The sequence below is a fragment of the Algivirga pacifica genome (assembly GCF_039543525.1).
Lineage (GTDB): Bacteria > Bacteroidota > Bacteroidia > Cytophagales > Flammeovirgaceae > Algivirga > Algivirga pacifica.
Genome location: NZ_BAABJX010000024.1, coordinates 162,678 through 188,806, shown reverse-complemented (window position 1 = coordinate 188,806; position 26,129 = coordinate 162,678). Strand labels below are relative to the sequence as shown.

The window sequence follows — 26,129 nt, the reverse complement described above, 5'->3', positions numbered from 1 at the left end:
AAATCAGACGTGTTGCCAGTTACACCATCGGGCATTGTAACGATATTTAAAAAGCGGTTACTCACTTTGTGTTGCCCGACTAGGGCTCGAACCTAGACTCTTCTGAACCAAAATCAGACGTGTTGCCAGTTACACCATCGGGCAATCATTTGCGTTTTGCGAGTGCAAATATAAGTCGTTTTATGGTTTTGTCAAATTTTCTTATTGGAAGAATACAAAAAAATTAAAAATTAGCTCTGTGACTCTTTTGAATGTATTGATTTGATGTTTTAATAAAACGCTTGAAGGAATCGTCAATATCGTCTATAAAAAGAGTATAGTTGGTCGTGTGCATTTGTACATTCAATTGGTAAGTTCCCCGGTAACCAAAGTAGAAAGCCATCAAGCAAATAATGACAATCGTTATGCCGGTCATTAAGGGAAAGACATCGGCCATAGTGGCTAGAATACTCAAAGGCGCTAGAATACCACTACTCACAATAGGAAAAATTAGTCGTTTAAAGTCAATACTAATTCTCTTAAGTTGGTCTAGGTCGATAATTTTCGTAGAGTACTTTTGTTGTATAATAAGATGTTGAGAGGTCAGCTGTAGTTGCTCATTGTCATTGAAATAAACCTCGTCAATTAAATTTTCTTTTCGATAAATCCATTTATAATTATAGGAGTAGCCATAGAAATAGGTAGGCAGTTCCTCTTCGGGAGCCATGTTTCCCACATAATTGAAGGTTTGGGGAGATTGTGCTTTAGGTGTAATATGATAGACTTTCTTCAAGGGCGTATGGGATTGCTACCAATAAGGTTTCTATGTGAGAAGAATATTCTAGGTAAATAAACAGAATAGTTTAAGATGATGCAAGCATTGAACTTGCCTCCTTATGATCATAAGGTCAGTAAGCGTGAGGGTAAGGTGTACATTTGGGATCAAATTCGTAAGAAATATCTACGACTCACCCCTGAAGAATGGGTGAGGCAGCATTTTATTGCTTTTTTACTCTCTAAAGGGTACTCTAAGGGTAGAATAGGAGTAGAAACAGGAGTGAAAGTTAATCAACTGCAAAGGCGTTCGGATATAGTAGTTTATGATAAGGAAGGCAAACCATATCTTTTGATTGAGTGTAAGGCCCCTTCGGTAAAATTGACCAACGAGACGTTTGGGCAGGCTGCTCAGTATAATGTACGTTTAAAAGCACCTTATTTATGTATTACCAATGGGTTGCAGCATTATTCTTGTAGTATCGATTTTGCACAGAAAAATTATAAATTCTTAGCGGACATTCCCGAGCCTCAGTAAGATGAATTTTTATTGAAAAAAGGGGGACTTGAAAATTAAAGAGCAAGTAGTTTTTTATTTCTGCTTGTTTATTAAAAATAAAAAATTATTTTCGCAGCTTTGAGCATTTGGAGTATTTCCAAATAATAAAACTTTATGTAGAAATCAGGTGTTTAGACAGGAAAATCTTATCTTGAATAAGGTGACAAGAACAGAAGTCATCAAATTCAATAAAGATTATCAAAACCCAAAGGTGGTTTTTACAGGTTTTATTAAAATAATTTAGAAGGATATGATGATGTTTTTGGGCAATATTATTGTAATGGAAACTTTCTTATTCTTGTAGATAAATGATTACTCGTCGGAGTAATTAAAGCTTGTAACTTAAAATCAGCAAACAAAACTTAGATACGCTTATGTATTGGACGTTGGAATTAGCATCTTATTTGGAAGACGCACCATGGCCGGCTACTAAAGACGAATTGATTGATTTTTCAGTTCGTACAGGAGCTCCTCTTGAAGTAGTAGAGAACCTTCAGGAATTGGAGGATGATGGTCAGCCGTATGAGAATATCGAGGAAATATGGCCAGATTACCCAACAAAAGATGATTTCTTCTTTAATGAAGATGAGTATTAATGGATGTATACCTCCTAAAAAAAGAGCTCGCAGTGTAAATTGCGAGCTTTTTTATTACAATCCACTAGGTAGATGAGGAATTAGATAGGATGGCCTCTCCAAAGAGTAAGTCTTCAGGAGTAGTTAGCTTGATATTTTCATAATTGCCCTCTACTAACTCTATGGAATGGCCCTGATACTCAAATACACTGGCATCATCTGTAAAGAATGACTGATAGGGAGTATTATAGGCTTCTTTTAAAAGGGATACGTCAAATACTTGTGGTGTCTGTATTAGTCGGTAGGCTCCTCGGTCTTCGGCTTTATTGCCTGTAGGACTCACTGATCGAATAGAATCTTTGAGAGGAACTGCGACAATGGCATTATTCTTTTTTGCTGCAACACGGAATGCCTCTTTTATGACATCTGCTGCCACAAAAGGCCTTACGCCATCATGAATAGCGACAATCCCTTCCTGTCCGATCTGTTGTAATCCATTGTAGACTGAATGAAATCGTTCAGCTCCTCCATTGGTCGTGGTATGAGGAATAGAAAAGGAGTACTCCTGACAAAGCTGTAGCCATTGTTGTTGTTCCTTTTCAGGAAGCACTAGAATTATTTTAGCCTCAGGAAGTGTTTGGTGAAACTGCTCTAAGGTGTGCATAAGGACAGGTTTCTGTTGCAGTAGTAAAAACTGCTTGGGTATTGAGGTGCCCATGCGACTGCCCTTTCCTCCGGCGACGATAATTACATACTTTTGCATGATTTGTAGTAAGGTAACGATTCTGAAAAAATGAAGATCAAGGAGTCTTTCTGTAAGCAAAGGTCCAGAGATGTTTACTTACAGTCCAAATGTCCTTGGTGTATGTACCTTAAGTAGAGAATTAAGGCTTTTGTTTTTTTAATGAATTCTTATGACATTTGAGCGAAAACGTAAAATTAACTTTAAATATAACGAAAATCCATTCTCTTGTCAGGAGAATGGAATGTCTGAAGCGTTAACACTTTAACTGAATAAGGAAATGTCCAAAAAGGTATCCAAGACGAAACGAACGTTCTCCAAGGAGACGTATATGAAATGGTACAAAGACATGCTGTTGATCCGTCGCTTTGAAGAGAAGTGTGGTCAGCTGTATGGACAACAGAAAATCAGAGGATTCTGTCACCTCTATATTGGACAGGAAGCTTGTGCGGCAGGAGCGGTTTCAGCTCTTGATAAAGACGACAAGTGGATCACTGCCTATAGAGATCACGCTCAACCATTAGCCTTGGGTACAGATCCTAAGAAGGTTATGGCGGAGATGTACGGAAAGGTGACCGGAACGACTAAAGGTAAAGGAGGTTCTATGCACGTGTTTGACAAAGAAGTAAACTTTGTAGGTGGACACGGTATCGTAGGTGCGCAAATTCCTTTGGGAGCAGGTTTGGCTTTTGCTGAAAAATATCAAGGAACAAAGAACCTTTGTATCTGTTACTTCGGTGATGGAGCGGTTCGTCAAGGAGCATTGCACGAGGCTTTCAACATGGCGATGCTTTGGAAGTTGCCTGTGATCTTTGTTGTAGAGAACAACGGGTATGCGATGGGTACATCAGTATCTAGAACATCCAATGTAACGGATCTATACCATATTGGTAAGGCGTACGATATGCCATCTAAGCCAGTAAACGGTATGGACGTAGAAGAAGTACATATTGCCGTAGAAGAAGCTGCTGAGCATATCAGAGCGGGTAAAGGCCCTTACTTCTTGGAGTTCAAAACATATCGTTTCAAAGGACACTCTATGTCTGACCCTCAAAAATACCGTACGAAGGAAGAGGTTGCAGAGTACAAAGAGCAAGACCCAATTGAGCAGGTAAAACAAGCGTTGTTGAGCAACGAGTATGCAACAGAAGAGGAATTGAAGCAGATTGACAAGGACATCAAGGCACAAGTGATGGATGCTGTGAAGTTTGCGGAGGACTCTCCTTATCCAGATGCAAAAGATGTGTACGAAGATGTTTTCGTAGAGCAATTGGACTTCCCTTTTGAGCATAGTTAATCAATAGGAAATAGAGCAACGATAACAGGGGGGAGCCCCTGAACGTATGTTGTGAAATAAATGAAAAAGGTTCGTGGTCTTAGGGCTACGAGCCTTTTTCTATGAGTAAGACAGTGAATTTACAAAAGGAAAGTTTGTATTTTTGGAAGAAATTAGTATTCTTGCTAGTCGATTTTTTGCAGGGTGTAATAATCATTTATACAAAAAGCTAATAGAACGATAGTAGCCTGAATCATAGGCTAATCCGTTGAATATTTAGGATTTTGTATTGGTTATATACCTCAATTAGTGTATTTTTGCCGATCAACTGAGACTTTAGATTATGCAAACCATGGAGGAAAAGAAAAATAAGCAGACGGAAAACATAGAGAAACTTATTGAAAGCCCAGAGGCACTTCAAGATACCCTTGGTACAGCGGAGAAGTTTGCCGAAAAGAACAAAAACTTGATTATGGCGGCCATGGCTGGTTTTGCTGTATTCGTATTGGCTGTGTTTGGTTACGTGAAGTTCCAGGACAGTAAAAATATGGAAGGGCAGGAAGTGTTATCACCTTCAGTATTCTTCTTGGAGAAAGGAGAGTACCAAAAAGCTTTGGAAGGAGATGGAAACTCCAAAGGTTTTGTGAGAATAGCAGATGAGTTTTCAGGAACAGCAGCAGCGAACCTTGCAAGCTACTACGCAGGAGTTGCTTACTTGAACACAGGAGAGTTCGATCAAGCAATTGCGTACTTGGAAGATTTCTCTTCTAATGATTTGCTAGTACAAGCAAGAGCATTTGCATTGCTAGGTGATGCTTATGTAGAAAAAGAAAACTATGAGAAGGCAGCTTCTTACTTTGAGAAAGCGGCTTCTTACAAAGAAAATAAAGCTTTTGCACCTACTTACCTTTACAAAAAGGCGTTGGCAGAAGAAGCAGCAGGTAATGCTAATGCAGCAGTAGAAACATACCAGGAGATCGCTTCAGATTATGAGACCTCTCAGGAAGCTATTGAAGCAAAGAAAAGCATAGCTAGATTGAGTGTAAAGTAATTACTTACTTCACCCATTCTCAAAAAAAGGAAAGTAGACTAATGAATGGTCTACTTTCCTTTTTTTATGCCTTGAAAAAAATATACAATAACTGTTAACATCTCTCTATTGTCATTATCTTATAGCCATCTATTTAACCCAATATTTTATAACCTACAATACTTTGTATAAAGTGAGTGGGTGAGATCATAAGCTTCAAAAACTATGATGAATAACCTATCGCTACGACACTACCTTATTATACCTATATCACTGCTGACTTTTTTTACTTTTTTGATATGGTGGAGTTATTCCTCACAAGTAAAAGCATTAGAAGAGAATGAAGAGTTGTTCCTATACTTGAAAGATTGTAATAACTGGTGGAATAAAGCATATCGATTGAGTAATGAGCTAGCTTTAGAGGAAGTCAAACAAGAAGCATTTTATACCGAAAGTCAAAAGTTAAAAGAGGTGTATGCCGCTGTTGATACGGTTTTATTGAAATTGAATGCTTTGAGTAAGTACCATTATGTGCAGGAAAAACGCTCTGAGTTACCACAGTTGGTGGAAAAGATAAAGACCTATAAGATTAAGGCTCATGTATTAACCCAAAAGCATCAGCAGAGAGGGTATGGTTCATGGGGTGAAATAGGACGATTAGATAAAAAGTTAATGGAATTGTCTCATCGAGCCTCAGTTCCTTCATCTTTATGCTATACATTACAAGTAGCTCAAAAGAACTTTTTATTGACAAACGATATGGCGTTTGTTGGTCAGTTTGACCGAACGGTAGAGAATCTCAGGGAAAAGCTTCTTGCCATCTATAAACAGGAACAGGCATCCTTATTATTGGAGCAGCAATTACAGGAGACACTAGTTTTACTTTCCAATTGCCAGTATATATTTCATTCTGTTGTAGAGTATACTAAGGATATAGGTAGTGCCGAGACAGAAGGTGTAGGCTTTCAATTGTATCAATTGCACCGGGAAGTAGTAATGTTCTTGGATAATTTGGAAGACACGGTAGAGATGCAGATCTATAGCGATCGTCAGGGAGCCAGTCGTTGGTTTTATATCTGTTTGATTTTTGAATTATTGTTATTCCTTGTGGTATTAGGGGGGCTTCTGGGGAAAATAACCAATAGCGTTACGTCTATTGATGAGTTATTGGATAAAATTCTTCGACAAGATTACCACACATCGGTATCGGATAAGATTTCTGTAATGGAAATGGAGACAGTTTACCAGTCATTACAGCAGTTAGAAGTAAAATTGAAAAACACAAAATGGCTTTTGAATCATCCAGATGAGGTTAACCATAAAGGAGATATCTTATTTATAGAGTTAACTGAATTATTGAATTCGAGAGCACTTTTTAAACAAGAGTCAGAAAAACAGACTTGGTTGGCTAATAGTATTACACGCTTAAATGTTCAGCTTGCCAAAGCGAGAACCTTACCGCAGGTAGGAGAATCTTTATTGGAGCAACTTCTGAGCCTTTTGAAGATAGGGCAAGCGGCTGTTTTTATACTTGAAGAAGAAAGGGACGCTTTGTTTTTTCAGCAAATAGCTTCTTATGCATTAGACACTAAACGTTTTTCGCTTAAACGGATAGCGTTAGAGGATGGGCTATTGGGACAAGTATACCATGAGCAGGATACTTTATTGATAAGAGATATCCCGGAGGACTATATGCATATTTCCTCTGGATTGGGAGAGGCGACTCCTACCTTGTTATTACTGAAACCCTTGATGCTGGAAGGAAAAGTATATGGTGTGTTGGAGTTGGCTTCTTTTCAGGAGATGGAGGCCGAACATTTACTTTTGATTGACCATTTAGCGACGAACGCAACCGTCATGATTAAAAATATTTTACTGATGGAACAACGAGATAAAGCAGTGAATCGGGCAAACAATCCATAATATCTGTCGTTAGGTTAAAGTTGTAAAATGATAGGGTAGAAATGTATTTTCTGAATAAAAAATGACTTTTTATCTTATGAGGTGACACTAAACGTGGGATAGAGGATTGTGTTTTTTTAATTTTATTTAGGAGATAATCTGAAACTTGTTAACAATTAGTGATTTGTGATACTGCTGAATCATCGGTATCTTAGAGATTTTAGCGCAAAAAAATAATTGATTTAAGAATAAACTGCATAAATAAAAGATGAACAAATCTTCGGTAAGGAAACCTACATTTATTGAATCGTTGGTTCCTATATTTTTTCTGATACTTCTATTGAGCCTTAATGTTGTAATTTTTGGAGACGATGGCTTATCAGGTTCAAACCAGTTGGTACTTATCTTTGCTACGGCAGTAGCCGTATTGATGGCGCAACGTTTGGGGTATACTGTGACGGAGTTGGTAGAGGGGATGATCAGTAGTATTTCGACAGCAATGTCAGCGATTTTAATTTTATTGATGATTGGAGCCTTGGCGGGTACCTGGTTGATCAGTGGGATTGTCCCCGCTATGATCTATTATGGACTTCAAATTCTACATCCAGCGATATTCTTGGTAGCGGCAGCAATCATTTGTGCGATTATTTCTGTAGCGACAGGAAGTTCTTGGACTACGATTGCTACTGTAGGGGTAGCCTTGATCGGTATAGGAAAGACTTTTGGTATGAGTGAAGGAGTGATTGCCGGTGCGATTATTTCGGGAGCATACTTTGGTGATAAGATGTCCCCTTTGTCTGATACGACCAATTTAGCACCTGCAGTATCCGGAACTGATCTATTTACACATATTCGTTATATGATGTATACTACGGTTCCTTCCTTATTGATCGCATTGGTGATCTTCTTAGTGATGGGAATCGTGAACTTCAATGCAGAGGTAGATACAGCCTCTCAAATTCAAGGGGTGTTGGCAGCAATAGATTCTACCTTTAATATTACGCCTTGGGTATTTGTTGTACCGGTATTTGTTGTGGTACTGATTGTAAAGAAAATGCCAGCTCTACCGGCTTTATTAATAGGAGCACTATTAGGAGGGGTTGCAGCTTTGATTTTTCAACCTGAAATCGTACACCAAGTAGGTGTAGACTATATTCAAGGGATCCTTTCGGAAGGTACTACTTTAGAAGAAGCACTGAAAGAATGGAGTAATGCATCCATTAGCTATATCGCAGTGATGAAGGCTATGTATGGAGATGTGACCATTGTAACAGATAATGCCATGGTGAACGAACTATTATCGACTAGTGGTATGTATGGAATGTTGGGTACAATTTGGTTGATCATTGTAGCGATGTGTTTTGGAGGAGTAATGGAGGTGAGTGGTATGTTGCATACCATTACAGAATCCATCATTAAGAGAGTGCATACTGTGGGAGGTTTGGTAGCTTCTACGACAACAACATGTGTATTCTTTAACTTTACGGCATCAGACCAGTACCTAGCGATTGTGGTACCAGGAAAGATGTTTGCAGATACTTATAAAGAGAGAGGATTAGCTCCAGAGAACCTTAGTCGTACCCTGGAAGATTCTGCAACAGTCACTTCGGTATTGGTTCCTTGGAATACTTGTGGTGCAGCTCAAGCGTCGGCGTTGAATGTGGCAACAGGAGCTTACTTACCTTATGCCTTTTTTAATATTATCAGCCCTTTTATGACGATGTTCTTTGCATATATGAATATTAAGATTCGTAAGCGCAAAGAGGGAGAAGAAGAGCAAGTGATGACACAGGCCTAAAATTATTGAAATGCTATAAACAAGAAAGGGTGAAAAATTAATTTTTCACCCTTTCTTGTTTATAGCTCCTTAAATGTTTTTTCTGAGAATTATACAATGCTACTCTGTCCTATAATGGGAAGTGTCGCTCATTAGTAGTTTTGCACATTGTTTTTAATTATATAGAATGCTCTATCTTTAATTAGTTATATTTTTTCTTATCAAATTTATATAATTATTTTATTGAAATAGCCTTCTATGTCCTTTAAATGCACATTTGTAGGAGTTAAAGCATTGTCTTTTTCTAATAAAAACTTACACTTTACTAATATTAAAAATTCCCATAATGGGAATTAAAGGATTGAATTGGGATTTGTTAATAAATATATATGAAGGCAACTCGCTTCATCTTGTTGTATTACAGGTAGATAGGTTTTTTATATTGATTTTGGCATATTATTTTGTTATATAGAGGTAGTATTAAAGAAAGATAAAATATAAAGCAAAGAAGTTGCTTTATTCTATATAGATATTGATTGATAATGGGTTAATAAATTAGGTTAAACATTGGAAAAGCCCACTAACTTAGTGGGCCCTTTCTTTTTCTAATGTCTAATACTAATCAGACACATTCTCAAAGAAGATATTTTTGATTGATAATGGGTTAATAAATTAGGTTAAAATGAAAGGCCTACTAAATTAGTATGGCTTTTCTTTCCTTTTTTTTAGGTCTAATAGCACTTTCTGTAGCGACAATCAGAAATATCTTCAAAGAAATTATTACATAAAAAATATATATATCGAACTTATTTGTTCTTATAAACATTTATTAAGTAGATATAAGGTTTTTGATTGATAATGGGTTAATAAATTAGGTTAAACAGGAAAGAGCTCACTACTTTAGTGAGCTTTTTTTATGCCCTATAAAAAGTTGAAGGATGAAGGAGAAAGGAATTGTTTTATTAATTTTCCTTCATCCTTCATCCTTCATCCTTCATCCTTCATCCTTCATCCTTCATCCTTCATCCTTCATCCTGAGACGACCACGAGGGGCGCCCCTTCTAAAATTCCTTTCTCAACCTCAAGTCCATCGGATAATAGTTATTGATACGATTAGGAAGTACCTTGATCCATCCTAGGGCTATCCCTTTGTAGGTAACTTTTACCCAATCTTTATAGCCTTGTGTATCGATCTGCGGTTCTTGCTTTCTAAGGTAGTTGACAGCATCTTCATAACTCAACTCAATGGAAGGGATACTCTCAGCGATACGACTGCTGACTGCCAGATCATGTTCTGGAATCAATTTACCGTTCTTGGGATTGAGCTTACCTAACTTGGTACCTGGATTAGCAATCCTCAAAAATGCATTGAGTGTCTTAAAGTCACTGAAATGCTCTTGCAGCAAGGCATGGATATACCCTTCATATTCTATAAAGGTAAACTCATCGGGCTGTTGAAGCCATTTGTGTAGGGCCGCAGCCTCTTTTTGATTGACCTTACTGACTTGTGACAGTTTCTTTTTAGGGATCTTGATCTTTGGAGGTCTGCCTTCGTCCCCTTTCTTTCGGAAGCAGCTCATGAATAGCCCCTCTCCTTTTGTTTTATGAAAGATAAAACGGTAGCCGTAAAATGTGCCGGCTGAGGTTTCTACAGGGATCTCCGTAATTCCCCACTCCTCTTTCAATGGCAGACGTAGAGGCTCCACTTCTCCACTTTCGGCGAGCTGTATCAATCGCTCTTCATTTTCCTGAGGAGCAAAGGTACAGGTACTATAGACCAATAGTCCTTGTGGCTTTAGTGCAGGCATAATATCCTCTAGAATACCATGCTGAATATTGGCACAGGAGTTAACCAACCCCGGACTCCACATATCAATAGCCTTAGGGTCTTTACGGAACATCCCTTCTCCGGAGCAAGGAGCATCAATGGCAATGACATCAAAGAAAGATTTCAGGGGAGTGAAGTCACTAGCTTCGTTGTGAGAGACCACAACATTAGGGCTTCCCCACCGGACGGTATTTTCTACCAAAATAGATAGCCTTTTTGGCATCAGTTCATTAGATACCAATAAACTTTCAGGGGTAATCATGGAGTTAATTAAGGTACTCTTTCCTCCCGGAGCAGCACAAAGGTCCAGTACTTTGATATCCTCTTCTAGCGGTGCATGTGTTTTTAGGGCATGCCACAAAAACATGGAAGAAGCCTCTTGCACATAATAAGCCCCTGCAAAGATAAGAGGGTCTTTGGCAAACAAGGGACGTTTGGGAAGGTACTTGCCTGCGTCACACCAAGGGACATCCTCTTCCCCTTCAAATTGGTCGGTTGGCTTAAAAGGATTCACCCTAAGGGAAACCGGAAGGTAATTGGAGAAACTTTCCTCAAAAGATTGAAACGCATCTGTTCCGATTTGCCCCTGAAGGCGCTCTACAAATTTGTCAGGAAGTTGAACCGACTTAGGCATAAATATAAATAGTCTTAAAATTTTCAATAGAAAAGCCACAAGCGATCAAAAGGTAGTATCCTTCTAATAGCTTGTGGCGGTATATAATGATTTTTTTGCATTCTTGAAAACGTAAAAGGATTACTGCATCTTCACCCTGGATTTTTCGGCCTTTTCTTTACGTTGGTTGAGGGTATCCGTGACCATCTCATAGATCGCTTTCATGGATTCCCCGTCTTCAAGGTAATAGGTGTAACTTTGGCGATAAACAGCAGTATCCAGTGCATGTTCTTGGTATAAAGAATCTCGTAGTGTTGCATACAAGGCAACGCCCTGATCTTTCTTAACGCCTCTGGCAGCAACAGTGGCTTCCAGCATATACATGTCGGTAATAATGGCAGCCATTTTCTCCTTGCTGATGAGCTCAGCCGGAGGGGCAGGCTTTTGCTCAGATGAACAACCTGACAACATTAGCCCAAAGGTGATCAAATATAAAATGCTCCTCTTCATGCGTCAAAAATATTTATTCTACTTTTAGTACAAAAGTATTTTTGGGGAATGACTTGATTCAAGGGCGGTTAAAATGTGTTAAATCAATTTTGGTACTATTCATATCCTCTTCATTGGTTTAAATTTGGTGAATTGAGAAGAGACATTACGACCTTGTTACAGGAGTAATGCAAGATCATTTTTTGCAGACAGGCATTCATTGGAACCATGAAAGAGATAATCAGTAAACTGAGAAAATACGAGATTAGGATACGCAAGGCGATTAACTCCCATATGCAAGGGGATTATCACTCTGTATTCAAGGGGTCTGGATTGGAGTTTGATGATGTACGTGCCTATCAATATGGAGATGATGTCAGGCATATTGATTGGAATGTGTCAGCAAAGGGGCATGGTACATTTGTCAAAACCTTCAAGGAGGAAAAAGAACAAAACATATTTTTTATTCTGGATGTGAGTGCTTCTCAGGAAATCGGAAAGGATGGGCAGCGAAAAGTCGATATCATGAAAGAAATTTGTGGTGTCCTTTCTTTATCTGCCATCAAGGAAGCCAGTTCAGTGGGCGTACTTTGTTTTTCCGATATAAAGGAGAAGTTCATCAAGCCGAACAAGGGGATTAAGCATGCTTATGAGATTATCAGTGCAATCTTTAAACTGACCCCTGTTTCCTTGAGAACTAATCTTTCCAAAGCCATGGAATTTGCGTTGCAGCAGGTGAAGCGAAAAAGCATCTTTATTGTCATTTCAGACTTTATCGATGAAGGATATGACTACAACCTAAAGGCTATTGCACGAAAACATGACTTGGTGGTGATTCATGTAGTGGATGAACGAGAGAATAACTTCCCTGCCTTAGGTATTGTACCTTTGTATGATAAAGAAGCCGGTAAGAAAGTGTGGGTGAATACCTCCTCGGACCGCTTCAAGAAAAGGATGGATTTTTTCCATGGTGACAAGCAAAATGAACTGGAGAATATGGTTGTCAGGAATAATGGGAGCTACCTGAAAGTAAGTACCCATGAGGATTATATTCCAGCCTTGATTAAGCTCTTTAAGATTCGAAATAAAGTAAAAAAATAATGGAGGTTGTATAACTGACCACGTTATAACTACGAGACTTTTTGTCATGATAAACAATAAACTACTAGGACTTTTTTTGATTTGTCTTCTGACATGGACCAACTTGAAGGCACAGGAGCAGTCGCTTCCTGTAGGCAGTTTCATTGGAGATAGTATACAGATGGGGCAAGAGGTATCCTATGTGCTTTCCTTTGAACACCCTTCCTCCATGGAAGTCTTTTTTCCGGACAGTACGTATGATTACTCTCCTTATGAGTATGTCAGCCATCAGGCTTTTCCGACCCGCTCTGAGGGAGGTATCAGCAAAGATAGTGTGGTATATACCTTGACTACTTTCGAAATGGACTCTGTGCTAGAGCTGGCTTTGCCGGCCATTGTGGTCAATAAGAAAGGAGTAGATGAAATGGTTTATCCGGAAAAGGATGGATTATTTTATCAAGCAGTATTGACGGATACCACTACAGTCTCTCCAGAGAATATTCGTTCCAATACACAACAGGTTCATGTAGCACAATCATTCAATTACTTGCTTTGGGGAAGTATTCTTTTTGGGGTGATTTTACTTTTAGGACTGTTACTGGTGTTTATGTGGCCTACGATACAGCGTTGGAATCAGAAGAGAAAATTGCGAAAGGAGTATGCCTTATTCCGAGAACACTTCAAGGTATCTGGGGCATTGGATCACAAGCAATTAGAAATACAAGTGAAAAACTGGAAGGTATTCCTAGGGAAGTTGATGCATCAGCCTGTACAAAGCTATACGACTAAGGAAATGGCGTTGTTGATTGATAATGAGGAGTTGCATACGGCATTGCGTTCCCTGGATCGTGTGGTTTATGCAGGAAAGGGAACAGAAGAGATGGAGCAGTCCTTGCAGGTACTAGACACATACGCAACACAAACTTTTGAGACTAAATTAAGGGAGGTGAGCAATGAATAATTATACAGAATTTTCTTGGGATTGGTTGAGCCCTCATTGGTTTTCCTATGGAACGTTGACAGATTTTGAATGGGGCTTTCATTACTTTCTTTACCTGATACCATTTATTCCTTTATTGTGGGTGTTGAGATGGTTAATGAAATATAGTTATCGTCAGCAATTGGAAGTGGCTTTACCCGGTAAAGGGATTCGAGAAAGTAAAGAAGCATTATTGAGATATATCCCTTTCCTATTCTTGATGTTGTCTTTGGCTTGCTGGCTGATAGCGATGGCTCGTCCGCAAAAAACTTCTCAACAAGTGGAAAGCAAGACGGAGGGGATTGACATTATCCTTGTAATGGATATTTCTCAAACCATGAAAATTGAGGATTTTACTCCCAATCGTTTGGAAGCCGCAAAGGAAGTAGCGAAAGGTTTCATCAAAGGACGTAGTTATGACCGTATCGGATTGGTCATCTTTTCAGGGGAAGCCGTATCATACGCTCCACTAACCGTAGATTATAGCCTATTAGAGGAACTGGTGGGTGATATCCACTTTGAGATGATAGAGAAGGGAGGTACTGCCATTGGAGAAGCATTGGGAGTGGCATTGAACCGAATGAAAGAATCCGAAAGCAAATCCAAGGTAGTTGTGTTATTAAGTGATGGAGATAACAATGCCGGAAGTATAGACCCTACAACGGCGGCAGAACTATGCCACGATGAAGGGGTAAAGATTTATTCGATTGGTGTAGGTAAGGAAGGGAAAGTACCTTACGGTAGGGATATTTTTGGAATGCCTCGTTATGTAGAGCAACGTTTGGACGAAACAACTTTGAGAACAGTCGCACAAATTGGACAGGGACAGTATTTCCGAGCGACCAATAATCGTGCATTGCAGGCTGTATTCTCAAAAATTGATGAGTACGAAAAATCAGAAGTCAAGACGTTTGAGTACAAGGAGGTACAAGATTTTTATCGTATCTACATGGTATTTGGGGCGATCTTCCTTTTTCTTTGGTTACTGACCAAGAGTACATTTATGACCAATGTACTGGAAGATTAAACTTTTTCCTGTTTCAGTGATTTTTTTAGTATAGGTGGATTTCTTTTCCATTAATTTATAGGCTTTTAAGGAGCATTACACATAGCTATGAGAGCAAGACGATGGTATATTGTAGGGGGATTTTCGATAATTTTTATCGCTTACACCCTTATACTGATGAATATTCAGGTATTTAGTGAGGACTACAAGGAAATTGCGGATAGTAATATTCTGAGTAAGATTGAGGCGAGACCCTTGAGAGGGATGGTGTATGACCGTGATGGCCGTATTCTGGTGAATAATGCTCCTGTGTTTGATATTATGATGACGCTGAACCAGATGGAGTTGGGACCAGCGGACACCACAGAACTAGCGAACTTATTTGATATTACTGTAGAAGATATTCGAAATACCATTGCTGATGCCAGGGCAAGGGGTTTTTACAGCGCACCTTATTTATTTGTCAAGCAGCTGAAGAAAGAAGATTTTGCTAAAATACAGGATTACTTACCTCGCTTTAAAGGATTATCTGTAGAACCGAGAACAATACGGGAATACCCTCATCAAAGCTTGGCCAACGTATTGGGCTATGTGAAGCAGGTGACCAAAGAATTTTTGGATAGCGACACAACAGAATACTATAAGCAAAGAGATTTGATTGGCCGTAGTGGTATTGAGCGCTACTATGAACAGGAGCTGAGAGGTAAGCGAGGAGTATACTATGTGCTGAAGAATGCCCGTAGGGAGGTGAAAGGAAAGTTCAAGGATGGTGCTTATGATGAATTGCCAGAATCAGGTTCTGACTTGGTGTCTTCCATTGATTTGGAATTACAGCAATACGCAGAGCAATTGATGCAAAACAAGAGAGGGGCAATTGTAGCTATAGAACCTTCTACTGGAGAGATCTTAACGATGTTGTCAGCACCTTCATATGATCCCAACTTATTGACGGGAGAAGGTCGAAAAGTATCTAAAAATTATAGTACACTTCTTAAGAATAAAGGAAACCCCCTATTCAACCGGGCGATGCAGTCCCGTTACCCTCCCGGATCAACATTTAAGACAGTTATGTCTTTGATAGGTATGCAGGAAGGTGTTCTGGATACCACTTATACACGTTTTGTGTGTGGTGGAGAACGTGTAAAGTGCCACGCACACCCCTCTCCATTAAGTATTGCGGGATCGTTACAGCATTCTTGTAACCCTTGGTATTATAAGGCAATTAGAAAAATCATTTTGCAAGACAAGAAAGTCGATGCTCAGGAAGATCTGCATTATGGCCTAAGTCACTGGAAAGAGAAAGTACAGGAATTTGGCTTGGGAAGAAGATTGGGAATCGATTTGCCTTTTGAGAAGGGAGGCTTGGTTCCGGGGCCTGATTTCTATACTCGTGCTTATGGAGGCAGACCATGGAAGATTAGTAATATCTACTCTATCAGTATCGGACAAGGAGAGGTATTGGCTATGCCTATACAATTAGCAAATCTAGCTGCTACAATTGCTAATCGTGGATGGTATTATACGCCACATATTATCAAAGATGTGGGAGGAAAAGGCCCTAAAGAAATCTATAAGGAGAAGAATAGGGTAAGTATTGATCGATCATACTTTGATTATACTGCTAGGGCTATGGCAGGTGTAAAAACGGCTCCATTGGCCATGATGAATGATATTCCTATCGCAGGTAAAACAGGTACTGCCCAAAACCCACATGGAAAAGACCACTCTATTTTTATGGCTTTTGCACCAGTACATGATCCTAAGATTGCCATTGCCGTTTATGTGGAAAATGCCGGCTTTGGAGGAACCTGGGCTGCTCCTATTGCCAGTTTGGTAATGGAAAAATACCTGAAGGGGCAGGTAGATCGTGATTGGTTAGAGCAATATGTCCTGAATGCAGAGATTTTAGTTGATGAGGAAGAGTAACCTCTCTTCTTTCATTTTTTAGGGAAAATATTTTCATTATTTTTGCGCAAAATTGTAATTAAACGTGCTGAGTCTCTTGATTATAGATCTTATATCAAGAGACTGAGTAAGAATATTGAAAATAGATAGAAATGGAAGAGTTGAGCGCACAAGGCCATATGCTTCATCTGAAGCTCCCTACAGACCCTCGATGGGTTAACCTTGCAGAAATTAGTATTGAAGAAATATTGGTGGATCATGCTTATTGTGAGCAAAAGGCAGCGTCCTCTTGTATTTCATTGATTGTGACTTTTCCTGATCACAAAGAACTGGTGGATACCCTTACCCCTATTGTTGCAGAGGAATGGAATCATTTTGAGCGGGTGATTGAGCAGTTGAACAAAAGAGGCTATTCCCTAAGTAGAATGCGCAAGGATGAATATGTGAACAAACTTTTTCAACATATCCGAAAGGGAGATCGAAAGAAAAATCTGATTGATCGTCTATTGGTAGGGGCTTTAATTGAAGCCAGAAGTTGTGAGCGTTTCAAACTCCTATGGAAAAATATTGGCGACGAGGAACTGCAGAAGTTTTACTATGAGCTAATGGTTTCTGAAGCAGGGCACTATGTGACGTTTATTGATCTGGCTCGTAAGTATGAGGATAGAGCTGTAGTTGATGCTCGTTGGGAAGAGTGGCTCAAGATTGAGGCAGAGATTATTCAGAACCTGGAAACCAGAGGAGACCGTATTCACGGGTAATCAATATGTTTTTAGAGCTTGTTTGGAATACTGATTTAGATAGAGAAAATTTCTATAACCTGTTCAAATCGAGTCAGATTTGAAGATAATAGTGGTTCTATTTGATGAAAATATGAGTTGATTTGAATAGCGATTAGAGGAATTTTCTTTCTGAATCAGTATTCCAAACAAGCTCTTAGTGTGACAAACCGTCACACTGCTAACCCGCTTACCTTTTACCTCTTACCTTTTACCTCTTACCTTCCATGGTTTCTTTTAATCAATCATCCGGACAAGATCAGGTATTACTGACCTATCGTCCTTCTTCTTTAAAAGAGTTCAGGCAAAGAGCCTTGCAATGGGCCTCTTCCCATAACGTATGTACTTGGCTAGACAATAATGAAATTCCCTATCCGGAAGGAGGCTTTCAGGCTTTATTGGCGATAGGAGAATATAGACGTTGTCCTATAGAAACGGGGCAATCCTTTGAATCCATACAACGTTTCCATCAACAACGTAAAACTTGGCTATTTGGCTATTGGGGGTATGATCTCAAAAATGAGGTGGAGCTATTATCTTCTAATAATACGGATGACGTAGCCTTGCCTGATATTTATTTTTATGAGCCGACTTATTTACTTCGCTTTACAGATGAGGAAGTAGAGGTACTGAAGGCAGAAGAGCATGATGCCGGATGGGTGATTCACCAAATAGAACTGACGGAAGTAAAGAGTAATGAACCTATAGAGCCTTTAGCCATTCAACAGAAGGTTTCCAGAGATACTTATATACAAACGGTAGAGCAAATTCAGCAACATATTATTGAAGGAGATGTATATGAGCTGAACTTTTGTATGGAGTTTTTTGCAGAGCAAGCCAAAATACATCCCCTTTCTGTTTATCGACAGTTAAATGAGGTTTCCCCTATGCCCTTTTCGGCTTACCTGCAGTTGGGAGAGCATTTTGTATTATCGGCTTCCCCAGAGCGATTTATCCGAAAAGAGGGTGCTCGTTTACTTTCCCAACCAATCAAAGGAACGATTCGTAGAGGCAAGACGGAGGAGGAAGATCTACGTTTAAAAGAACAACTTCGAAACGATGAGAAAGAGATCGCCGAGAATATGATGATCGTTGATCTGGTGCGTAATGATCTTTCCCGTACCTGTAAGATCGGTACCGTAAAAGTACCGGAGCTTTTTGGGATCTACGGATTCCGACAGGTCTATCAGATGATTTCTAGTATTGAGGGGGAATTGCAAGATCATATTCATCCGATACAGGCGATTAAGGCTGCCTTCCCAATGGGAAGTATGACAGGAGCACCTAAGGTGATGAGTATGGAATTGATCGAACGTTACGAACACTCCAAAAGGGGACTATATTCTGGTGCGATTGGTTATATCACACCAGAGGGAGATTTCGATTTTAATGTTGTGATTCGAAGTATTCTCTATAATCAGGAAAAGGAATACCTATCTTTTCAGATTGGAAGTGCGATTACGATTGATTCGAGTCCTGAGAAAGAGTATGAGGAGTGTTTGTTAAAAGCAAAGGCAATTCGTACCGTATTATCAGGTGAATAAAGGTATGGCCGCGCCACTGGCGCGGCCATACCATAAAAAAGGGGCTTTCTCAAAATGAGAAAGCCCCTTTTTCTTTCAAAGGAAATCAAGTAAGTCTATCGAGCGACCTCTTCATAAAGCTTAATATACTTTTCCTTATTAGCTTTATAGATATCTAGTTGCTTCTGCAGTAGATCAACATCTTGTTGGAACTGACTTCCTTCCGAATTGATTACTTTATCCGCTTGCGCTTGGTATATCTTCAGTTGCTCCTGAATCTCTTGTTCACGGCGTTGGTATAATACCGCTAGTTGACGGATAATCATCTGTCCTCTCTGTGCCATAAGCTGTATACTTTGGTCAGCGGTATACGTCTTATTGACATATTGGATGGCTTCTACCGCGCGGTCACTGATTACCTTAGCGATTTCTTCAGCCTTTTCATGCTCATCCAGGCGGTGATACAAATCGATATATCTTGGTGCGTAGAAGCTGTATGGGATAGTCTCATCCGGGATATAATGCAAGATGGTATCCATTACCATTAATGCTTCCTCGTTGCGGTCTTCTCTGTAAAGTTTGTCCGCTAGACGGAAGAAGTTGTTTCTGGTATTGGCACCGAACTTACGGTATTCCTCGTCATAGTAAACGTCCGGGTTGTTTAGCTCACGGAACTGGAATTTCTTGATGTTTTCCAGCATTTGATCCGTGTTTACTTCTCCTACGTCCCCGTCAAATTCTGTCTGTACCGGCATTAGACGGTAAGTCATACCCTCCATCATCATGTAGCGACGAAGATCCATGCTTAGGGTATTAGCAGACGTGTTGTTGAAGTAGATCGGACGCTCCCATTGGTTGGAGACAATAAGGTCCAGTAAAGCAAGCTCATTTTTGAAGATATGGCGCTTACCATCTCTTAGCTTCCATACCATACGGTCTACGACAGCATTTTTCTTGTTCTCAGGAATAAATCCTAGGTCCAGTACTTTTTGCTGGTCAATATCCAGGTAGAAGTTCTTGGAAGGTAGCATTCCTGTGTTAGAGCCATCGGATAGCCTTACTTGTACACGCTGATCATCCTTGTCTAATAGACGTAGGTAGATCTCCGTATTCATCGCTCCGTTGTTATCCTCTCCTACGAAAGGAATATACTCGTTCTTTCCAGCACGATAAGTCTCTTGATCCATACCTAGAGGTAATGGCTCTGACTCATATTGCTTCTGTCTCATTTGCTCCAGGTACCAGTCTGTGCTGAAGTAGCTCAATACGGCTACACGAACGTCTGTACGGAAGCCTTCTACATTTTGTACATACCATAATGGGAAGGTATCGTTATCTCCCCCAGTAAATAGAATGGCATTTGGCGCACAACTAGCCAGGGTGTTTCTAGCCTGGTCAATAGAGTGGAAACGGTCGGAGCGGTTGTGACTCGCCCATCCTTGTGTCGCCATGACTACTGGAATAATTAACCCTAGTGCAGTAGCGGCATATGGAGAAGCCCCTTTTAGGAATTTACCTAAGGTATCATACAGGGCTAATACCCCGAATCCAATCCAGATCGCAAATACATAGAAGGAACCGACATAGATATAGTCACGCTCTCTTGGTTCTACTGGAGGGGAGTTCAGGTATAGTACCAAGGCCAATCCAGTAAGGAAGAACAACATGAGCGTCGTTAGGAACGACTTGTTGTCTTTATTCATTTGGAAGAAGAAACCTAATAGCCCCAAGATCAGAGGAAGCATAAAGAAGTTGGTTCTTCCTTTATTGTTTTCAATAATAGAAGGAAGTTCTTCAGTGTCTAGTGTATCAAAAATACTTACCCATTCCGCATCCTTATAGTCACTTGCTCTACCAGAGAAGTTCCACATGAAATAACGGAAATACATATGACCAATTTGGTAACGGATCATATAGTATAGGTTATCAGCCATCTTTGGCGCTTCTCCTGGTGCAAGGTTGGCCCATTTTTGATACAACTGATCGTGTCCGGGCTGCTTACTATACATACGAGGAAGTAACATTTTGTCTTTCGCATCGTACTCTTGAGAGCTTTTGTAATCATATACTTCGTAGAAGTCATTACCCCCTCTCTTTGCTTGACGGTACTCAGGCGCTCCTTGCTCTGATCCCGAAGGACTGGCCGTGAAGTTACGTCCGTAAAGCAACGGACGATCACCATATTGCTCACGCTTCAGGTAAGATACAAAGCTCAAAAGATCGTCAGGAGCATTCTCGTTGATAGGTGTTTGCTGGTTAGAACGGATCAGGATAAGCGCATACGTACTGTATCCAATCAGAATAAATGCAATACTCAGGAAGATAGTGTTCAGCGTAGGGTTTTGTTGTTGGTGGGAATAATAGATTCCATAAACAACTCCAGCCACCAAAAGAACAGTGAATACTAAACCACCCGTACCAAATGAAGCGCCAAAAGTATTGACAAACAATTTATCGAACCAGAAGGTCATGGCAGGGTATCCTTGTATCGTACCAATCATTAGGATCAGGATCAAAGCGCCTGCAATACCTAATGCGATCACTAACCCTTTCCAGTCTCCTTTAGGATATTTCTTGTAATAGTAAATCATCGCCATTGCAGGCAATACTACTAGGTTCAATAAGTGAACCCCCATAGACAAACCAATGACAAAAGCGATCAGGATCAACCAACGGTTAGAGGCTGCTTCTGTGTGGATGTGTTCCCACTTTAGAATAGCCCAGAAAACAAAGGCCGTTAGGAAAGAAGACATGGCGTATACCTCTGCTTCTACTGCTGAGAACCAAAAAGAGTCAGAGAACGTATAGGCTAATGCTCCTACCAAGCCTGCGCCGATCAAGGCAAAGCGTTGTCCTTTGCTATAGCCTTCTGAAGAGGCAGGGATAATTTTCATTCCCAATAAGACAATGGTCCAGTGCAAGAACATAATCGTCAAGGCACTGAAAAATGCGGAGGAGAAATTGACCCAAAAAGCTACTTGTGATGTATCTCCTAAAGCAAGGAAGGAGAACATACGGTTAATTAGCTGAAAAAAAGGTGTTCCCGGAGGGTGTGGTACCATTAGTTTGTAGGATACGGCGATAAACTCACCACAATCCCAGAAGCTGGCGGTCTCTTCCAATGTGAGGGTATAGACGATCAGCGAGATCAAAAATACGGCCCACCCCGTGAGGTTGTTGAAGGTTTTAAACGTTTTCATAAGTATATGGTTGGAGCGATCGCTTTGTAAAGGCGGTTGCTCGGTCGTTGTTTTCATAGATCCAATGATTTTTAATGGAGGTCCTATATCGAAAAAGTAAACTACAATTTATTATTCATTATGCAATAATAATCAAAGGGGAAGCGGGATGCTTCATTAAAAAATGTTAAAGATAAATGAACAGGTTTTCAAGTAGAACTATTCCCATAAAAACCTTTACCATTATTCCCTTAAATCACCGTTTTAGTGTAAGATTTTAGTTGGTTGTTGCGGCCTATTTTTGTAAATTGCATCTCTATTATTTAGCGAAAAAGAGGCTCTTCAAAGGCCTTTTTTTACTGTTAGGACATTCCGTGTTTTTTCTATAGAAAAAGCGGAAGATTCTTAATAGGACTTTTGGAAGTAACATCACGAAATTGCCACCCTTTGGCAGAGAATTCGAAAACTTATATAACAAGAGATGGCAGAAGGAGAAAACATTATCTCGATTAATATCGAAGACGAAATGAGGGGAGCCTACATTGATTATTCAATGTCGGTCATCGTTTCCAGAGCACTTCCGGATGTACGTGACGGCTTAAAGCCCGTACACCGAAGAGTTTTGTATGGTATGTCAGAATTAGGACTAAGCTATAACCGTTCATACAAGAAATCGGCAAGGATTGTCGGTGAGGTACTTGGTAAGTACCACCCTCATGGTGACTCTTCTGTATACGATACTATGGTACGTATGGCACAGGAGTGGTCTTTGCGCTATCCATTGGTAGATGGGCAGGGTAACTTCGGTTCCATTGATGGAGATTCCCCAGCTGCAATGCGTTATACGGAGGCTCGTATGAAAGAGATCTCTAGTGAGATGCTGGCGGACCTTAAGAAAAATACGGTAGACTTTACCCCTAACTTTGACGACTCCTTAAAAGAGCCGTCGGTATTGCCTGCAAAGATTCCTAACCTTTTGGTGAATGGAGCATCAGGTATTGCCGTAGGTATGGCGACCAATATGGCGCCACACAATATGAGAGAGGTTATTGGTGGTGTGGTGGCTTACATCGATAATCCAGAGGTGACCGTAAGTGAGCTGATGGAGTATGTTCAGGCTCCAGATTTCCCTACAGGGGGTATTATCTACGGATATGATGGTGTAAAGAAGGCGTACGAAACAGGACGTGGACGTGTAGTGATGCGTGCCAAGTCACATTTTGAGGAAACTAAATCAGGTCGCGAGCAAATCGTCGTGACTGAGATTCCTTACCAGGTCAACAAGGCTTCCATGATTGAGAAGACGGCTGAGCTGGTAAACGATAAAAAGATTGAAGGCATTAGCGCAATTCGTGACGAGTCTGACCGTAAAGGTATCCGTATCGTTTATGAGTTGAAAAAAGATGCGATGCCGGATGTGGTTTTGAATACCCTATTCAAACACACTCAGCTACAAACAGCATTCAGTATTAACAACGTAGCCTTGGTGAACGGGAAACCGAAGACCTTGAACTTGTATGACTTGATCAGACATTATGTTGATCACCGTCATGAGGTAGTGGTACGTAGAACACAGTTTGAACTGGATGAGGCAGAAAGAAGATTACACATCTTGGAAGGCTATCTGAAAGCCCTACAGAACCTGGATGAGGTAATTGAACTGATCCGTTCTTCTAAGGATGGAGATATTGCACGTGCTGGACTGATTGAGCGTTTTGACTTCTCGGAGATTCAGGCAAGAGCAATTCTGGATATGCGTCTACAACGTCTGACAGGTCTGGAAATTGAGAAAATTCAGTCTGAACACGATGAGGTAACGAAAACAGTAGTTTACTTGAAAGACTTGTTGGAAAGCAAGGAGAAGCGTATGGCGCTGATCAAGGAAGAGCTATTGGAACTAATGGAAAAATATGGTGACGAGCGTCGTTCTACCATTGAGATGAATGCGGATGACTTAGAGATTGAAGACCTTATTCCGGATGAGGAAATGGTGATTACAATTTCTAAGGAAGGATACATCAAGCGTACGCCTCTAAAAGAATATAGACAGCAAGGACGTGGTGGTGTTGGTTCTCGTGGAGCTGTTTCCAAGGAGGATGACTATACAGAGCATTTATTTTCTGCGACCAACCACAATTACCTATTGTTCTTTACGAATACGGGTAAGGTATACTGGTTGAAGGTATTCCGTTTACCTGAAGGAAGTAAGACTTCTAAAGGACGTCCATTACAGAACTTGATCGAGATTAAACCTGAGGAAACGATTCAGGCAGTGATCAACGTGAAGAACCTGAATGACCCAGACTACATCAATAACCAATACTTGGTGATGTGTACGGAGAAAGGGGTGATTAAGAAGACGGTACTGGAGGCTTACTCAAGACCAAGACGTGACGGTATCATGGCGATTAACATCAACGAGGGAGACAAACTATTGAATGTAGCCTTGACGGATGGTAATCATGATGTAATCGTAGCGGCAAACTCTGGACTGGCGATTCGCTTCAACGAAGAGAAGGTACGTTCTATGGGACGTGTTTCTACAGGGGTGAGAGCCATCAGCCTTGGAGAGAATGACCGTGTAGTAGGTATGGTTTGTGTAGGAGCAGATGAGGATACTTCCCTATTGGTCGTTTCTGAAAATGGTTACGGTAAGCGTTCAGCGTTGGATGAGTATCGTATCACAAACCGTGGTGGTAAAGGGGTAAAAACCCTTCAAGTAACGGAGAAAACCGGTAGCTTGGTTGCCATCAAAGGTGTAGTTGATGGAGATGACTTGATGATTATCACACGTCAGGGAATCCTGATCCGTACCGCAGTCGATCAGTTGAGAGTAATGGGTAGAGCAACACAAGGTGTGAAACTAATTCGCCTGAATGATGCAGACCAAATCTCTTCTATTGAGAAGGTAGCAGGAATCACTGAAGAGCTTATTGAAAATGCTGAAGTAGTGGATGGAGAAGCTTCTACAGAAGTGAATCCAGCGACTGGCTCAGAAGAAAATGATAATACAGAAGCCTAGATAAGTAAGGGCGACCCTTGTGGTCGCCCGACAATCGAGGCGTAAGAAAAAGATAGTAAGGGCTACCCTTGTGGTCACCCCGAAAAAAGATGAAGGAGAAAGGATGAAGGATTAACACCTATGTATAAGGCTATTATTCCTTCATCCTTTCTCCTTTAACTGTATAGAAGTAATACTTGACTGTTTTTCAGCTTTTCACGAAGCCATCAAGTGGCTCCCCTTACTTTTTATTGAAAATTGAAAATTGAAAATTAATCATTGAAAATTAAAAAGCTACTTATTTTCAATGGGATATATTTCAAAATTATTATACCCCTCTCCCACTTCAATTCGAATCTCACCCATTGATAGGAGTTCCAATACTGCAAGGAAATTAAAGACCACAGATACTTTATTGAATTCCTCCATAATCAACTCCTTAAAGGATATCTTAGATTTGAAAGAAAGAAGTGCTGTGATACGCCGCTGTTGGTTTTCTTGTGTATAAGGGTAAGGAACCACCTCGTGATTAGGGCGATTTTGGGCAACCTCAAAACGTTCCATAACGCGTTGAAAGACCTTAAGCATTTTATATAAATCAACGTCTTGTAGTTCGGCTTCTACCCCACGAGCCTCTTCCAGTTTATGGACTTCTTCTAGAATATTACCTCTTTTTTCACGCTGTAGCATCCCCTCTTCCCATTCTTCCAGAATACCCAGTACGGATTTATATTTCTTGTACTCCAGTAAGTGTTTGACTAATTCTTCCCTTGGGTCAATCTCATTGCCTTCCTCATCCACTTCTACTCTTGGAAGGAGCATTTTAGCCTTGATACGCATCAGTGTAGCAGCCACAAGAATAAACTCGCTGGCTACCTCCATCTCCATTTTTTCCAATTGCTCAATATAACCCAAAAAGTCATTGGTGATTTGGGCGATAGGAATGTCATGAATATCCAGCTCATCACGCTGAATAAAGAATAAAAGGAGGTCAAATGGCCCTTCAAAAAGTGGAATTTTAATCTCGAAGCTCATACCGAATGCTTAAGGTGAAAAAGGAAACTCTCCTGAATACTAAAGGCGTGAAAATAAGGATTAAAAAGTAAAAGGTAAAAGGTAAAAGGTAAAAGGGT

The 26,129-nt window shown here is 40.2% G+C and carries 19 protein-coding genes and 1 tRNA gene; 13 read left to right on the top strand and 7 right to left on the bottom strand.

Annotation, left to right across the window (positions count from 1 at the left end):
• Nucleotides 1-71: 71 nt before the first annotated feature.
• Both ABD985_RS08505 and ABD985_RS08500 read right to left on the bottom strand, forming a co-directional pair.
• Nucleotides 72-144 (bottom strand) — tRNA-Gln (locus ABD985_RS08505).
• A 79-nt stretch (nt 145-223) separates the two neighbouring features.
• Complete coding sequence (locus ABD985_RS08500) at nt 224-772, bottom strand: hypothetical protein (protein WP_345370894.1); 549 nt, start codon at nt 770-772, stop codon at nt 224-226.
• Between the two features lie 75 nt (nt 773-847).
• On the opposite strand from ABD985_RS08500, the gene ABD985_RS08495 reads away from it, so the two are divergent.
• Together ABD985_RS08495 and ABD985_RS08490 are read left to right on the top strand one after the other, a co-directional pair.
• Nucleotides 848-1,291 carry a type I restriction enzyme HsdR N-terminal domain-containing protein gene (locus ABD985_RS08495; RefSeq protein WP_345370892.1) on the top strand — a complete coding sequence of 148 codons (444 nt, stop codon included), beginning with the start codon at nt 848-850 and terminating at the stop codon, nt 1,289-1,291.
• A gap of 395 nt (nt 1,292-1,686) precedes the next feature.
• Entirely contained in the window at nt 1,687-1,908 is a 222-nt protein-coding gene (locus ABD985_RS08490; protein ID WP_345370891.1) for a DUF2795 domain-containing protein, read from the top strand.
• 64 nt (nt 1,909-1,972) lie between these two features.
• Here ABD985_RS08490 and ABD985_RS08485 read toward each other — a convergent pair whose 3' ends face one another.
• On the bottom strand, nt 1,973-2,650 hold the full coding sequence (locus ABD985_RS08485) for a 2-C-methyl-D-erythritol 4-phosphate cytidylyltransferase (protein ID WP_345370889.1): 678 nt from the start codon (nt 2,648-2,650) through the stop codon (nt 1,973-1,975).
• Between the two features lie 259 nt (nt 2,651-2,909).
• Between ABD985_RS08485 and pdhA the strand changes: the two genes are divergently transcribed.
• The 4 genes from pdhA to nhaC all read left to right on the top strand — a co-directional run bounded on the left by pdhA (nt 2,910) and on the right by nhaC (nt 8,635).
• A complete protein-coding gene (gene pdhA, locus ABD985_RS08480; protein WP_345370887.1) occupies nt 2,910-3,926 on the top strand; it encodes a pyruvate dehydrogenase (acetyl-transferring) E1 component subunit alpha in 1,017 nt (338 codons plus the stop codon).
• A 331-nt stretch (nt 3,927-4,257) separates the two neighbouring features.
• Nucleotides 4,258-4,956 (top strand): tetratricopeptide repeat protein, encoded by a 699-nt coding sequence (locus tag ABD985_RS08475; RefSeq protein WP_345370885.1) that lies wholly within the window; start codon nt 4,258-4,260, stop codon nt 4,954-4,956.
• Between the two features lie 204 nt (nt 4,957-5,160).
• Nucleotides 5,161-6,858: a GAF domain-containing protein gene (locus tag ABD985_RS08470; protein ID WP_345370883.1), complete on the top strand. Its 1,698-nt coding sequence runs from the start codon at nt 5,161-5,163 to the stop codon at nt 6,856-6,858.
• Nucleotides 6,859-7,105: 247 nt separating this feature from the next.
• Nucleotides 7,106-8,635, top strand: coding sequence for a Na+/H+ antiporter NhaC (gene nhaC / locus ABD985_RS08465; protein WP_345370881.1), 1,530 nt, complete (start codon nt 7,106-7,108; stop codon nt 8,633-8,635).
• Nucleotides 8,636-9,675: 1,040 nt separating this feature from the next.
• On the opposite strand, the gene ABD985_RS08460 is transcribed toward nhaC, so the two are convergent.
• A complete protein-coding gene (locus tag ABD985_RS08460) occupies nt 9,676-11,076 on the bottom strand; it encodes a methyltransferase RsmF C-terminal domain-like protein (protein WP_345370880.1) in 1,401 nt (466 codons plus the stop codon).
• Between the two features lie 120 nt (nt 11,077-11,196).
• Nucleotides 11,197-11,565 carry a DUF4296 domain-containing protein gene (locus ABD985_RS08455; protein ID WP_345370879.1) on the bottom strand — a complete coding sequence of 123 codons (369 nt, stop codon included), beginning with the start codon at nt 11,563-11,565 and terminating at the stop codon, nt 11,197-11,199.
• A gap of 207 nt (nt 11,566-11,772) precedes the next feature.
• Between ABD985_RS08455 and ABD985_RS08450 the strand changes: the two genes are divergently transcribed.
• The 6 genes from ABD985_RS08450 (at nt 11,773) to pabB (ending at nt 18,837) form a co-directional block, all read left to right on the top strand.
• Entirely contained in the window at nt 11,773-12,645 is an 873-nt protein-coding gene (locus ABD985_RS08450; protein ID WP_345370878.1) for a DUF58 domain-containing protein, read from the top strand.
• A gap of 46 nt (nt 12,646-12,691) precedes the next feature.
• Complete coding sequence (locus tag ABD985_RS08445; RefSeq protein WP_345370877.1) at nt 12,692-13,585, top strand: hypothetical protein; 894 nt, start codon at nt 12,692-12,694, stop codon at nt 13,583-13,585.
• Complete coding sequence (locus ABD985_RS08440) at nt 13,578-14,630, top strand: vWA domain-containing protein (RefSeq protein ID WP_345370876.1); 1,053 nt, start codon at nt 13,578-13,580, stop codon at nt 14,628-14,630. The genes ABD985_RS08445 and ABD985_RS08440 overlap by 8 nt, the downstream gene beginning before the upstream one ends.
• Before the next feature lie 87 nt (nt 14,631-14,717).
• On the top strand, nt 14,718-16,535 hold the full coding sequence (mrdA, locus tag ABD985_RS08435; RefSeq protein WP_345370875.1) for a penicillin-binding protein 2: 1,818 nt from the start codon (nt 14,718-14,720) through the stop codon (nt 16,533-16,535).
• A 131-nt stretch (nt 16,536-16,666) separates the two neighbouring features.
• The gene (locus tag ABD985_RS08430; protein WP_345370873.1) at nt 16,667-17,275 is read left to right on the top strand and encodes a MiaE family protein; all 609 of its coding nucleotides are present in this window, start codon (nt 16,667-16,669) and stop codon (nt 17,273-17,275) included.
• A 245-nt stretch (nt 17,276-17,520) separates the two neighbouring features.
• Nucleotides 17,521-18,837 (top strand): aminodeoxychorismate synthase component I, encoded by a 1,317-nt coding sequence (gene pabB / locus ABD985_RS08425; RefSeq protein ID WP_345370871.1) that lies wholly within the window; start codon nt 17,521-17,523, stop codon nt 18,835-18,837.
• A 95-nt stretch (nt 18,838-18,932) separates the two neighbouring features.
• Here the strand turns inward: pabB and ABD985_RS08420 are convergent, their stop codons facing one another.
• Entirely contained in the window at nt 18,933-22,016 is a 3,084-nt protein-coding gene (locus tag ABD985_RS08420) for a protein O-mannosyl-transferase family (RefSeq protein WP_345370869.1), read from the bottom strand.
• 460 nt (nt 22,017-22,476) lie between these two features.
• On the opposite strand from ABD985_RS08420, the gene gyrA reads away from it, so the two are divergent.
• On the top strand, nt 22,477-25,017 hold the full coding sequence (gene gyrA / locus ABD985_RS08415; protein WP_345370867.1) for a DNA gyrase subunit A: 2,541 nt from the start codon (nt 22,477-22,479) through the stop codon (nt 25,015-25,017).
• A gap of 273 nt (nt 25,018-25,290) precedes the next feature.
• Here gyrA and ABD985_RS08410 read toward each other — a convergent pair whose 3' ends face one another.
• Entirely contained in the window at nt 25,291-26,031 is a 741-nt protein-coding gene (locus tag ABD985_RS08410; protein WP_345370865.1) for a segregation and condensation protein A, read from the bottom strand.
• Nucleotides 26,032-26,129 lie beyond the last annotated feature (98 nt).

Coding starts and splice junctions, on each gene's coding strand:
- ABD985_RS08495 (WP_345370892.1), top strand. CDS start 848: ATGATGCAAGCATTGAACTTGCCTCCTTATGATCATAAGGTCAGTAAG.
- ABD985_RS08490 (WP_345370891.1), top strand. CDS start 1,687: ATGTATTGGACGTTGGAATTAGCATCTTATTTGGAAGACGCACCATGG.
- ABD985_RS08485 (WP_345370889.1), bottom strand. CDS start 2,650: ATGCAAAAGTATGTAATTATCGTCGCCGGAGGAAAGGGCAGTCGCATG.
- pdhA (WP_345370887.1), top strand. CDS start 2,910: ATGTCCAAAAAGGTATCCAAGACGAAACGAACGTTCTCCAAGGAGACG.
- ABD985_RS08475 (WP_345370885.1), top strand. CDS start 4,258: ATGGAGGAAAAGAAAAATAAGCAGACGGAAAACATAGAGAAACTTATT.
- ABD985_RS08470 (WP_345370883.1), top strand. CDS start 5,161: ATGATGAATAACCTATCGCTACGACACTACCTTATTATACCTATATCA.
- nhaC (WP_345370881.1), top strand. CDS start 7,106: ATGAACAAATCTTCGGTAAGGAAACCTACATTTATTGAATCGTTGGTT.
- ABD985_RS08460 (WP_345370880.1), bottom strand. CDS start 11,076: ATGCCTAAGTCGGTTCAACTTCCTGACAAATTTGTAGAGCGCCTTCAG.
- ABD985_RS08455 (WP_345370879.1), bottom strand. CDS start 11,565: ATGAAGAGGAGCATTTTATATTTGATCACCTTTGGGCTAATGTTGTCA.
- ABD985_RS08450 (WP_345370878.1), top strand. CDS start 11,773: ATGAAAGAGATAATCAGTAAACTGAGAAAATACGAGATTAGGATACGC.
- ABD985_RS08445 (WP_345370877.1), top strand. CDS start 12,692: ATGATAAACAATAAACTACTAGGACTTTTTTTGATTTGTCTTCTGACA.
- ABD985_RS08440 (WP_345370876.1), top strand. CDS start 13,578: ATGAATAATTATACAGAATTTTCTTGGGATTGGTTGAGCCCTCATTGG.
- mrdA (WP_345370875.1), top strand. CDS start 14,718: ATGAGAGCAAGACGATGGTATATTGTAGGGGGATTTTCGATAATTTTT.
- ABD985_RS08430 (WP_345370873.1), top strand. CDS start 16,667: ATGGAAGAGTTGAGCGCACAAGGCCATATGCTTCATCTGAAGCTCCCT.
- pabB (WP_345370871.1), top strand. CDS start 17,521: ATGGTTTCTTTTAATCAATCATCCGGACAAGATCAGGTATTACTGACC.
- ABD985_RS08420 (WP_345370869.1), bottom strand. CDS start 22,016: ATGAAAACGTTTAAAACCTTCAACAACCTCACGGGGTGGGCCGTATTT.
- gyrA (WP_345370867.1), top strand. CDS start 22,477: ATGGCAGAAGGAGAAAACATTATCTCGATTAATATCGAAGACGAAATG.
- ABD985_RS08410 (WP_345370865.1), bottom strand. CDS start 26,031: ATGAGCTTCGAGATTAAAATTCCACTTTTTGAAGGGCCATTTGACCTC.